This is a genomic window from Haemophilus sp. HN_Hi08, assembly GCF_049824455.1.
Classification (GTDB): domain Bacteria; phylum Pseudomonadota; class Gammaproteobacteria; order Enterobacterales; family Pasteurellaceae; genus Haemophilus; species Haemophilus influenzae_D.
The window spans coordinates 794,091-806,181 of sequence record NZ_CP187493.1; the positions used below are offsets into that span (position 1 = coordinate 794,091).

7 protein-coding genes, 1 other RNA gene and 1 pseudogene are annotated in these 12,091 nt (G+C 39.6%); 6 read left to right on the forward strand and 3 right to left on the reverse strand.

Going from position 1 to position 12,091, the window contains the following annotated elements; genetic code table 11:
* Positions 1 to 13 precede the first annotated feature (13 nt).
* Positions 14 to 2,806 carry a DNA polymerase I gene (gene polA, locus ACPT8O_RS04020; RefSeq protein WP_054249434.1) on the reverse strand — a complete coding sequence of 931 codons (2,793 nt, stop codon included), beginning with the start codon at positions 2,804 to 2,806 and terminating at the stop codon, positions 14 to 16.
* A gap of 149 nt (positions 2,807 to 2,955) precedes the next feature.
* On the opposite strand from polA, the gene ACPT8O_RS04025 reads away from it, so the two are divergent.
* The 4 genes from ACPT8O_RS04025 to clpB all read left to right on the forward strand — a co-directional run bounded on the left by ACPT8O_RS04025 (position 2,956) and on the right by clpB (position 6,843).
* Positions 2,956 to 3,258, forward strand: a complete 303-nt coding sequence (locus ACPT8O_RS04025) for a cell division protein ZapA (RefSeq protein WP_021035596.1) — start codon at positions 2,956 to 2,958, stop codon at positions 3,256 to 3,258.
* A 107-nt stretch (positions 3,259 to 3,365) separates the two neighbouring features.
* Positions 3,366 to 3,563: non-coding RNA, 6S RNA (gene ssrS / locus ACPT8O_RS04030), on the forward strand.
* A gap of 17 nt (positions 3,564 to 3,580) precedes the next feature.
* Positions 3,581 to 4,144, forward strand: coding sequence for a 5-formyltetrahydrofolate cyclo-ligase (locus ACPT8O_RS04035; RefSeq protein ID WP_021035595.1), 564 nt, complete (start codon positions 3,581 to 3,583; stop codon positions 4,142 to 4,144).
* Between the two features lie 128 nt (positions 4,145 to 4,272).
* Complete coding sequence (gene clpB, locus ACPT8O_RS04040; RefSeq protein WP_021035594.1) at positions 4,273 to 6,843, forward strand: ATP-dependent chaperone ClpB; 2,571 nt, start codon at positions 4,273 to 4,275, stop codon at positions 6,841 to 6,843.
* A gap of 36 nt (positions 6,844 to 6,879) precedes the next feature.
* On the opposite strand, the gene rlmB is transcribed toward clpB, so the two are convergent.
* The gene (gene rlmB / locus ACPT8O_RS04045) at positions 6,880 to 7,620 is read right to left on the reverse strand and encodes a 23S rRNA (guanosine(2251)-2'-O)-methyltransferase RlmB (RefSeq protein ID WP_021035593.1); all 741 of its coding nucleotides are present in this window, start codon (positions 7,618 to 7,620) and stop codon (positions 6,880 to 6,882) included.
* A 55-nt stretch (positions 7,621 to 7,675) separates the two neighbouring features.
* On the reverse strand, positions 7,676 to 10,024 hold the full coding sequence (gene rnr, locus ACPT8O_RS04050) for a ribonuclease R (RefSeq protein WP_146379120.1): 2,349 nt from the start codon (positions 10,022 to 10,024) through the stop codon (positions 7,676 to 7,678).
* Between the two features lie 311 nt (positions 10,025 to 10,335).
* Between rnr and ACPT8O_RS04055 the strand changes: the two genes are divergently transcribed.
* Together ACPT8O_RS04055 and ACPT8O_RS04060 are read left to right on the forward strand one after the other, a co-directional pair.
* Positions 10,336 to 11,322, forward strand: a complete 987-nt coding sequence (locus ACPT8O_RS04055; protein ID WP_021035591.1) for an autotransporter adhesin — start codon at positions 10,336 to 10,338, stop codon at positions 11,320 to 11,322.
* Positions 11,259 to 12,087 (forward strand): annotated as a pseudogene (locus ACPT8O_RS04060) (glutathionylspermidine synthase family protein); the annotation flags it as partial. The gene ACPT8O_RS04055 and the pseudogene ACPT8O_RS04060, both read left to right, overlap by 64 nt.
* Positions 12,088 to 12,091 lie beyond the last annotated feature (4 nt).

Genomic DNA, 12,091 nt, shown 5'->3' on the forward strand with positions numbered 1-12,091 from the left:
CTTACTTATCCAATTAATGCGCTTCATCCCAATTTTGACCTACACCGACTTCTACGATCAACGGAACAACTAATTCCGCTGCATCTTCCATTTGTTGTTTAATTTGTTCACGGAAAAACTCGACTTTTTCTGACCGCACTTCAAACACTAATTCATCGTGTACTTGCATAATCATTTCAATGTCGGGATCGTGATAGATTACTTCATCAAGTTTAATCATCGCTCGTTTAATAATATCCGCAGCTGTGCCTTGCATCGGTGCATTTATCGCTACGCGTTCTGCCCCTTTACGACGCATTGCGTTGCTAGAATTGATATCAGGTAAATATAAACGGCGACCAAATAACGTTTCCACATAGCCTTGTGCTTTCGCTTTTTCACGGATATCGGTCATAAATTGCTGTACACTCGGATAGCGTTGGAAATATAAATCCATGTATTTTTTTGCATCAGGACGGGAAATACCTAGTTGGCGTGAGAGTCCAAAGGCGGACATTCCATAAATTAAGCCGAAATTAATTGCTTTAGCATTGCGACGTTGCTCGCTGGTGACTTCATCTAATGATACACCGAAGATTTCAGCAGCCGTGGAGCGATGAATATCCTTGCCTTGAGAGAAGGCGTTAATTAAGCCTTGATCGCCAGAAAGATGTGCCATAATGCGTAGCTCAATTTGAGAATAGTCAGCGGCGACAATAGAATAACCTTCACGTGCGATAAATGCTTGTCGAATACGACGACCTTCTTCATTCCGAATTGGGATATTTTGTAAGTTTGGATCACTTGATGATAAACGTCCTGTCGCCGTGACCGCTTGATGATAAGAGGTATGCACTCGGCCTGTTTGTGAATTGACCATTTGAGGCAGTTTATCCGTGTAAGTGGATTTAAGTTTACTCAACCCACGATGTTCGACCAAAATTTTGGGTAATTCGTGGCTATAGGCTAATTCTTCCAATACTTCTTCATTCGTTGATGGCGCACCTTTTGGCGTTTTTTGTAAAATAGGTAGGCCAAGTTTATCGAACAAAATTTCTTGTAATTGTTTGGTGGAAGCCAAATTAAATGGCTGACCTGCTAATTCGTAAGCTTGTTCTTCAAGTGCGGTTAATCTTGTGGCAATTTCGTTAGATTGCATAAAGAGGGCATTACTATCAATCAAAACGCCTGTACGTTCCATGCGAGAAAGCACATGAAGTAATGGTAATTCCATTGTTTTATACAATTCAACAAGCGTTGGTTCTTGTTGCAATTTCAACCACAGTGCTTGTTGTAATTTCATTGTCACATCAGCATCTTCTGCTGCGTATTCAGTGGCTTGTTCTAATGGAATTTGATTAAATGTAAGCTGACTTTTTCCTTTTCCAGCGATGCTTTCAAATGCGATAGTTTCATGACCTAAATAACGTTTGGCTAAATCGTCCATATTATGACGACCCGTACTATTTAGCGTATAAGAAAGCAACATCGTATCAAATTCAACACCTTGTAATTCAATGCCATGACGGGCAAAAATGCTTTCATCAAATTTAATATTTTGTCCAATTTTGTGAATATTAGGATTTTCTAAAATGGGTTTGATAGCCGCAAGTGCGGTCGATTTTTCGAGTGTTTTTGGCGCATCCAAATAATCCAATTGCAATGGTAAATAAGCGGCTTCGCCATTTTCAAGAGCAAAAGATATACCCACTAAATTAGCAGACATATAATCGAGGCTATCTGTTTCAGTATCCACTGCAATGAGTTTTGCTGTATTGAGTTTTTCAATCCAGCGTGTTAAATCCGCTTGAGTGAGTAAGGTTTCATATTTAGTACGATCAATTTGAATTTTAGGCGTATTTTCTACCGCACTTTGATCTAGTGATGTCGCCTGAAACTGATTGATTTTCACTGGTTGTTCAGCAGTTTGAGTAATGGAATCTGAGCCATTCATCACTTCATTAAGCCAGCGTTTAAATTCGTAGCGAGCAAAATATTCAATAAGTTGATCCTTTTGGCTTTCTCCAAGCAACAATTCATCTGTTGTCACGTTAAGTTCAACATCCGTTTTGATGGTTGCCAACGTATAAGAAAGATCGGCATTAGTTTTTTCTGCCAATAATTTTTCGCCTAGTTTTTTCGCCCCTCGAATTGGCAATTCTGCTACTTTTTCAAGATTGGCATAAATTTCAGCCATACTCCCGATGCCTTGTAGTAAACCCAGTGCGGTTTTTTCGCCAACGCCAGCAACGCCTGGAATGTTATCTGCACTATCGCCCATAAGTGCTAGATAATCAATGATAAGTTCAGGTGGAATACCGTATTTTTCAATCACACCCTCGCGATCTAACAGGCTGTTATTCATAGTGTTGATGAGCATAATATTGTCATCAATTAACTGTGCCATATCTTTATCGCCAGTACTAATAAGCACTTTTTTACCCAAACGAGAGGCTTGTAGTGCGAGTGTGCCGATCACATCATCTGCTTCAACACCTTCCACTACTAAAAGCGGAATGCCTAATGCGCGAATCATATCGTGCAAAGGTTGAATTTGTTTGCGTAAATTATCGGGCATTGGGGGGCGATGAGATTTATATTGTTCAAACATTTCATCACGAAATGTTTTCCCTTTTGCATCAAAAACAACAGCTATATGAGTGGGTTGAACTTGTGAGATGAGGCTTTTTAGCATATTTAAAACGCCATACATCGCACCCGTTGGCTCACCTGCGGCGTTAGTTAAAGGAGGAAAGGCATGAAATGCACGATATAAATAAGAAGAACCATCCACTAGCACAAGCGGATTTGTTGCAATTTGGGCCATAAAAATCTCGTTTTAAACTGAAAAAATGTGGGCATTATAACGTAATTTATGATGATGAGCGAATGGCGGATTCAATGTAAAATTTGTGACGAACGTTTTTTGCTATGGCATAATATCAGCAACTCAAATATTTAATTTAAGGAAATCAAATGTCGTTAAAATTGGTCGAAATTTTAGTTTTGGGTCAGGTCTTACGTTTAAATGTGCCAGTTGAACAAGAAGAATTATTGCGTCAAGCTGCGCGCAATTTAGATATATTGGTTTCCGAAATGAAAGAAAAGACAGGTCTTATTCAGCTTGATCGTGTGCTTTCTATTGTGGCACTCAATTTGAGTTTTGAATTAAGCCAAGAAAAAAATAAAACCGCTCAAATTGAAAATGTATTGAGAACTCGAATTCAACAATTAGATCATTCATTAGAAAATATTAGAGTTACAAAAGAACCGCGTTAAATTAATGATCAAATTAGAGTAATTTTGTCGTTTTATAATCAACTCGTTAAAATTGACAAATAAATGCTAGTCAATGCCGAGAATTTGGGCTAGTATAAACCCATAAGAATTACCTAGAGTGTTCGTCAGTAGGCTATGTCCCTGAGCCGATACTTTAAATCTTATAAATTGGTTTCCTATCGTTGGTGTGTAGGCTTAACCTTTGACTCGTTCATTGGGCTAAGAAACCTGAAAACGGTATCAACTGATTTCCTTGAACCGTCGGGTTCAAGGACTATTGCCCACAGCGGCACTCTGGGTCCTATCTTCTCTTTCCATTTCTATGAATACTCAAAAACGCCAGCAAATCCGCAATGAAATCCGAAAAATACGTGCAAATTTAACTGCACTTCAACAGCAACAAGCTGAACAATCAGTTACTCAACAGGCGTTAAATCTTATCGAGCAACGACAAGCCACAAACATTGCATTATATTTTTCTTTTGATGGTGAAATTTCTACGAAAGCGTTAATCCAATCTCTTTGGATACAAAACAAAAATGTGTATTTACCTGTTTTACATCCTTTTACTAAACATCATTTATTGTTTTTACGCTATTTACCCGATACGCCAATGAAACAAAATCAGTTTGGTATTTGGGAGCCAAAGCTGAATGTTCAAAATGTTTTGCCATTAAATGAACTGGATATTTTATTTACGCCGTTGGTCGCCTTTGATACACAAGGAAATCGCCTAGGAATGGGCGGTGGGTTTTATGATCGCACGTTGCAGAATTGGCAAAATAAGCCTTTTATTCCAGTTGGTTTAGCGCATCAATGTCAGCAAGTAGAAAATCTTCCCACTGAGCATTGGGATGCCCCACTATTCGATATTTTGGTAGGTTAAAACCTATCATCAAATTTTTATTGATAGATAAAATCAAAAATATTTCAATTTTTCTCTTGAAATTTATCCAACCGAGCTTACTTAGTTTATGCGAATGGCGAAAGACGAAACTCAATTAAGGAAAGCGTATGAACATTGAAAAATTTACGACAAAATTCCAAGAAGCGTTAAGCGAAGCACAATCACTTGCTATCGGAAAAGATAATCAATTTATTGAACCCGTGCATTTATTGACCGCACTTTTAAATCAACAGGGCGGCTCTATTGCGCCAATTTTGACAGCAAGTGGTGTAAATGTGGCGTTATTGCGTAATGAATTGAAGACGGAACTAAATAAATTACCACAGGTTATTGGCAATGGCGGAGATGTGCAACTTTCACGTCAGCTCATTAATTTACTTAATCTATGTGATAAATTCGCACAGCAAAACCAAGATAAATTTATTTCGAGCGAATTGTTTTTGCTTGCAGCTTTAGAAGAACGAGGAACGATCAGCGATATTTTGAAAAAGTGCGGTGCAAAAAAAGAACAAATTTCGCAAGCCATTCAACATATTCGAGGGGGGCAAAACGTGAACGATCAAAATGCAGAAGAAAGCAGACAAGCATTAGAAAAATATACGATTGATTTAACCGCTCGTGCAGAAAGTGGCAAACTTGATCCTGTGATTGGGCGTGATGAAGAAATTCGTCGAGCCATTCAAGTATTACAACGTCGTACCAAAAACAACCCAGTGTTAATTGGTGAACCAGGTGTGGGGAAAACAGCGATTGTCGAAGGCTTGGCACAACGTATCGTAAATGGCGAAGTGCCAGAGGGTTTGAAAAATAAACGTGTGCTTTCATTAGATATGGGCGCATTGATTGCTGGTGCAAAATATCGTGGAGAATTTGAAGAACGTTTAAAATCGGTGCTCAATGAACTTTCTAAAGAAGAAGGTCGCGTTATCCTCTTTATTGATGAAATTCATACTATGGTCGGCGCAGGTAAAACCGATGGTGCGATGGACGCAGGTAACTTATTGAAACCAAGTTTGGCACGAGGCGAATTACATTGCGTGGGTGCAACCACTCTAGATGAATATCGTCAATATATCGAAAAAGATGCCGCACTTGAACGTCGTTTCCAAAAAGTCTTTGTGGACGAACCAAGTGTGGAAGATACCATTGCGATCTTACGTGGTTTGAAAGAACGTTATGAAATTCATCATCACGTGGATATTACTGACCCTGCGATTGTCGCAGCGGCAACGCTTTCACACCGTTATATTTCTGATCGTCAGTTACCAGATAAAGCGATTGATTTGATCGATGAAGCAGCGTCCAGCATTCGTATGGAAATAGATTCTAAACCTGAACCGCTTGATCGTCTTGAACGTCGAATTATCCAATTAAAATTGGAGCAACAAGCGTTACAAAAAGAAGAAGACGAAGCAAGTCGCAAACGTTTAGAAATGTTAGAGAAAGAATTGGCTGAAAAAGAACGTGAATATGCTGAACTTGAAGAAGTGTGGAAATCTGAAAAAGCAACGCTTTCTGGTTCTCAACATATTAAACAAGAACTAGATACTGCAAAAACCGAACTAGAACAAGCTCGTCGTGCGGGGGATTTAGCTAAAATGTCTGAGTTGCAATATGGCCGCATTCCTGCGCTTGAAAAACAACTCGAGCAAGCTGAAACCAGCGAAGGAAAAGAAATGACGCTTTTACGCTATCGCGTCACAGACGAAGAAATCGCAGAAGTGCTTTCTAAAGCCACTGGCATCCCAGTATCAAAAATGATGGAGGGCGAGAAAGAAAAACTCTTACGTATGGAAGATGAACTACATAAACGAGTGATTGGTCAAGAAGAAGCGGTTGATGCTGTCGCTAATGCAATTCGTCGTAGTCGTGCTGGTCTTTCCGATCCTAATCGCCCAATTGGTTCTTTCTTGTTCCTAGGGCCAACAGGTGTAGGTAAAACAGAGCTTTGTAAAACTCTAGCTAAATTCCTCTTTGATAGTGAAGATGCAATGGTGCGCATTGATATGTCAGAGTTTATGGAAAAACATAGCGTATCTCGTTTAGTCGGAGCGCCTCCAGGCTATGTCGGCTATGAAGAAGGCGGTTATTTAACTGAAGCTGTTCGCCGTCGTCCGTATTCGGTGATTTTGCTCGATGAAGTTGAAAAAGCCCATACGGATGTGTTCAACATCTTGTTGCAAGTGCTAGATGATGGTCGTTTAACTGACGGACAAGGCAGAACCGTAGATTTTCGTAACACGGTTGTGATTATGACCTCTAACTTAGGTTCTGATTTAATCCAAGGTAACAAAGAGGAAAGCTATAGCGAAATGAAGGCCTTAGTGATGTCTGTAGTAGGCCAACATTTCCGCCCAGAATTTATCAACCGTATTGACGAAACCGTGGTATTCCATCCACTTGGTAAAGAGAATATCCGTGCGATTGCAAGCATCCAATTAGAACGTTTAGCAAAACGTATGGAAACTCGTGGCTACGAATTGGTATTTACCGATGCTTTATTAGATTTTATTGGCGAAGTTGGCTATGACCCAATTTATGGCGCACGTCCATTGAAACGCGCCATTCAACAAGAAATTGAAAATAGCTTGGCGCAACAAATTCTATCTGGTGCGTTGTTACCGAGTAAGGTTGTTACTATTGATTATGTCAATTCAGAAGTTCAAGCGAGACAATAAGCATTACAAAAGTGCGGTAAAATTTACCGCACTTTTTTATGAACCTAAACGCTGACGTACAATTTCAAATAAACATACCCCTGTTGCGACAGATACATTTAATGATGAAACTGAACCAGCCATTGGAATGCTAATCAGTTGATCGCAATGTTCACGTGTTAAACGACGCATTCCTTCGCCTTCAGCTCCCATAACAAGTGCTAGTGGCCCTGTCAGTTTGCTTTGATAAATGGTTTCAGTTGCTTCGCCAGCAGTGCCAACCACCCAAATATTATGGTTTTGCTGTAAATCGCGTAGTGTGCGAGAAAGATTGGTTACACGAATTAACGGCACAGTTTCTGCTGCACCGCAAGCAACTTTACGCGCGATAGATGTTAATTGTGCCGATTTATCTTTCGGTACGATCACTGCCACTACGCCCGCTGCATCAGCTGTTCGCAAACAAGCTCCCAAGTTGTGTGGATCAGTCACGCCATCTAAAACTAATAAAAGCGGGTTTTGTTTATTGGCAAGAATTTCATCAAGATCATTTTCATTAAGTTCTTTTGCTGCTTGTACTCGAGCAATAACACCTTGATGAACTTCGCCATCGGCTTTTTTATCAAGAGTTTGGCGATTAACAAATTGCACACCAATTCCTAGGGAATAAAGTTCGTTTAAGAGTGGCTGTAGGCGTTTATCTTCACGTCCTTTAAGTACGAAAACTTCAATTAGACGCTCTGGCGAATGGGTTAAAATACTATTAACAGCATGAATACCGTAGATTTGTTCTGACATAAATTTCTCTTTTTCTTATTTGAATTTTTAATTCATTCTTACAATGGGAAGTGAATTATTTTCGTTTTCTAGATGTTTTCTTCGAAACTTCTTTCTTTTTTACCGCACTTTTTCGTTTTTTGGAGGCTTTAGACGGTAGTTCTTTAAAGACTTTCTTAGCTTTTTCTTTCGCCGTTTTTCCAGCTCGACGAGGTTTACGTTCACTCCCCATCAGCGAGAAATCGACCATTTTATTTTCTAAATGTACTGCTTCAACTTTGATACGAACTTTATCGCCTAAGCGATATTGCATTCCGCTATTTTCGCCAATTAAACGCTGTTTTACTACATCGAATTGGTAATAATCGTTTTCTAAGGTGGAAATATGGACTAAACCATCGATGAATAAATCATCTAAGCGTACAAATAAACCAAATCCCGTCACAGATGAAATAACACCGCTAAATTCACCGCCAACATGATCTTGCATATATTCACATTTCAGCCAATCAGCCACTTCACGAGTTGCGTCGTCGGCGCGGCGTTCCGTCATTGAACAATGATTGCCAAGTAAATCCATTTCATCAAAAGAGTAATGATAACCGCCTGTATCGGTAGTTTTACGTTTTGCGCCTTGTTCTTTAGCGAGTAAATATTTGATACCTCGATGAAGTGTTAAGTCTGGATAACGGCGAATTGGCGAAGTAAAGTGTGCATACTCTTCCAAAGCCAAACCAAAGTGCCCAATATTATCAGCGTGATAGACAGCTTGGCTTAATGAACGTAGCAACATTGTTTGAATAAGTTCATGATCAGACCGTTCTTTAACTTTTTCTAAGAGAGCAGCATAGTCTTTTGTGGTTGGTTTTAAGCCACCTTCTAAAGTTAAACCAAACTCACTTAAGAAAGTGCGGAACGATGTTAATTTTTCTTCGCTCGGGGTGGCATGAATACGATATAACGCAGGCTCTTTATGTTTTTCCATAAAATTAGCTGCTGCGATATTCGCAAGAATCATACATTCCTCAATGATTTTGTGGGCATCATTGCGAACAACGGGTTCAATACGCTCAATTCTCCCCATTGCATTGAAAATAAACTTAGTTTCAATGGTTTCAAAATCGATCGCACCACGTTGATGACGTGCACCAAGCAACGCTTGATAGAGTTTATAAAGCTCTTCTAAATGAGGCACAAGCGTAGAATAACGAGTGCGTAATTCTTCATCGCCTTCAAGCATTTTTGCTACTTTGGTATAAGTGAGGCGGGCGTGAGAATTCATCACCGCTTCATAAAAGCGATAATCTGTGAGCTTACCTTTGGCAGAAATTTGCATCTCACACACCATACACAAACGATCCATTTGTGGGTTAAGAGAGCATAAGCCGTTCGATAAAATTTCAGGTAGCATTGGTACAACTCGGTTCGGAAAATAGACTGAGTTACCACGATTATGCGCTTCTACATCTAAAGCGGAACGTAAACGTACGTAATAACTAACATCCGCAATCGCCACCCAAAGTTTCCAGCCTTTGCCGTGTTTTTCACAATAAACGGCATCATCAAAATCCCGTGCATCTTCACCATCAATGGTCACAAGCGGTAAATTGCGTAAATCCACACGGCCTTTTTTTGCTTCTTCAGGCACTTCTTCAGTGAATTTTTTTACGTATTTTTCCACCGCACTTGGAAACTTATGGGGAATATCGTGGTTACGCAAGGCGATTTCTACTTCCATTTCTTTCGCCATATTATCGCCTAGAATTTCAGTGATTACGCCAATTGGCTGGTTAAAACTGGCAGAACGTTCTTGCAACTCGACAACCACAACTTGTCCCATACGTGCGCCATTACGATGTTCATTTGGCACGAGAATATCTCTGCCAATTCTGCTGTCATCAGGCACCACATAGCTAAAACCGTTTTCTAAGAAAAAGCGACCCACAATTTGTTTTTTACGGCTTTCTAATACGCGCACAATTCGCACTTCACGGCGACCACGACGATCTAATCCAGCAGGCTGAGCTAAGACAAAATCTCCATGCATGACTCTTTGCATTTGATGGTTTGGAATGAATAAATCATCCTTTTTGCCATCGACCTGTAAAAAACCAAAACCTTCGCGATGACCAATTACCGTGCCTTTAAATAAATCTAATTTTTCTGGTAAGGCATAGCGTTTACGTTTAGTGAACACTAATTGCCCATCATTTTCCATCGCACGTAATCGGCGACGCATCGCTTCTATTTGCTCTTCATTTCGAATGGAAAGTGCGGTCAAAATTTCATCCCGATTCATCGGTGCATTATTGTCTCGAATAACGCTTAAAATAAATTCACGGCTCGGGATTGGATTGCCGTATTTTTCCAATTCTCGTTTGTAATGAGGATCTTGGTTGATTAAGTTTTTACGTTTTTTTGTCATTATTTTTTACAGTTTTAAAAAGTGCGGAGAGTTTGACACTGTAAGGGGGATAATGCAAGATGGGGGATAGGTTTATTTATCGGCAAAACCAATGAACTTTTAACGTACATATAAAACAATGCCTTTCTTTTTTATTTTCTGTTAGAATGACTGCCCTCAATTATTTTCTTGACAAAGGAGCAAAACAATGAAAATCATTAAGCAAGCAAAATAGTCTAACCCGCCTTTCTTTAATCACTCTACTTATTTCCACATCTTTTTATTCTGTTCAGTCTTTTTCACAAGATCTAAAATGGATCGCTACTTATGGTATGGTGCGCGATGGTGGATATAATGTTGCCATTGGAGATGGTAGTAAAGTAACTAATTCTACAGAAAGTGGAGCTAAACCATCCATTGGAGCAGTTGCTATCGGTGGAGATACTCACGTAAAAAGCATAGGTTCTTTAGCTATAGGCTATGGGGCTAAATCTGGATCAGATGGTCAAAAAGGAAAATTTAGTACTGCTATTGGTATAAATTCTAATTCAGAAAAGGGAGGTGTTGCAGTTGGTCATTATGCTGAAGCTTTCGCGTATAGGTCTATTGCAATTGGTTCTTTATCTACAAGTAAAGATGGAGACTATTCGATAGCTTTTGGTGTACATAGCTTGGTGGAAAAATTAGAAAAAGGTAAAAATAACAATAAAATCGGCAAAAATATTGATATTAATGCAAGTGGAACTACGACAAAAATTGACATGGCTCACGATAGTGAGCAGAATTTAATTGATAAATATGGTCAAACTTACGGTGCGATGGCACTAGGATTTAGATCTTCTTCACACAATCTTTTTGCCAGTTCATTTGGGGCGTTTTCTACAGCCACAGCTATTGAAAGTCTAGCAGTCGGCGACAGCAGCCAATCAACGGGCTACCGCAGTGCTACTTTTGGCAGCCACAGCAGGGCTTTGGCAGAAGAAAGTTTGGCATTAGGTTATGAAACTCGGGCAAATGCTTATGGTTCTGTTGCTTTAGGTGCAGAGTCTGTGGCGAATGAAGAAAATACCGTATCAGTGGGTTCTGATACATTGAAACGGAAAATCGTTAATGTCGCCGATGGCACAGAAGATTATGATGCAGTAAATGTCCGTCAGTTAAACCGCTTAAGCAAACGTGTAAACCGCGTCGGCGCAAGTGCTGCGGTGTTGGCTTCATTAAAACCTGCACAATTAGGCGAAGATGATAAATTTGCGTTGTATTTGCCGATGTTGGTATGGCGTACGAGATCTTTTCTTTACGTTTTTTACGCCAAGTAGTAAATGATGCCTTGTTGCCTTTACAGGCATTTGCTAATGGTTGTAAGCGTAAACCTCAAGCAGGTTCCTTATTAATTTGGCAAGAAGGGGGGGGGAATTTAAACACACGGGGCATGTGGCAATTATCACTGAGGTGTTGCCTGATAGGGTTCGAATCGCCGAGCAAAATGTGATTCATTCTCGCTTGCCAAGTGGTCAGCAATGGACGCGTGAATTGCCGATGATTGTTTCAGAACAAGGTTATTTTCTACAAGATACTTTTGATGATACTAAAATTCTTGGTTGGATGATTCAAACGAACGATACTGAATTTTCAGAACCCCAACCTTTCCCAAAATCAACCGCACTTCTGTTACAAGCCCATTATATTAACAATCACGGTCAATTTAGTGGGAAATGGCTAAATGAAAATAAGCCATTTTATTCCCTAATCATCGTTATTTGTTAGAGGCAAGTTTTCATCTCGCGCCAAATTTAATTCAAAATGGCTATGTGCAAAAACCAATTGCAGGTCGTCGGGGAGATAATGTTAAACTTATTGGCAAAAATAATGCCACTTTAGGTGTCACAAAGGGTAAATTTGGCAAACAAGAAAACATTTATCAACAACTTTGGTGCTTACCACAAGTGGAAGAGCAATACTTGCAAGTTTGTACTTTTACCGTGGGAGAGCATTATGGCAGCACTTGCCTACGCTCTGATTCTAGTCGAGTGATTGTAGGCAATAGTGATATGCAACCATTGAGAGTGTTGAAAGATAAATAAAACA

Coding starts and splice junctions, on each gene's coding strand:
- rnr (WP_146379120.1), bottom strand. CDS start 10,024: ATGACAAAAAAACGTAAAAACTTAATCAACCAAGATCCTCATTACAAA.
- clpB (WP_021035594.1), top strand. CDS start 4,273: ATGAACATTGAAAAATTTACGACAAAATTCCAAGAAGCGTTAAGCGAA.
- ACPT8O_RS04035 (WP_021035595.1), top strand. CDS start 3,581: ATGAATACTCAAAAACGCCAGCAAATCCGCAATGAAATCCGAAAAATA.
- ACPT8O_RS04025 (WP_021035596.1), top strand. CDS start 2,956: ATGTCGTTAAAATTGGTCGAAATTTTAGTTTTGGGTCAGGTCTTACGT.
- polA (WP_054249434.1), bottom strand. CDS start 2,806: ATGGCCCAAATTGCAACAAATCCGCTTGTGCTAGTGGATGGTTCTTCT.
- ACPT8O_RS04055 (WP_021035591.1), top strand. CDS start 10,336: ATGGTGCGCGATGGTGGATATAATGTTGCCATTGGAGATGGTAGTAAA.
- rlmB (WP_021035593.1), bottom strand. CDS start 7,620: ATGTCAGAACAAATCTACGGTATTCATGCTGTTAATAGTATTTTAACC.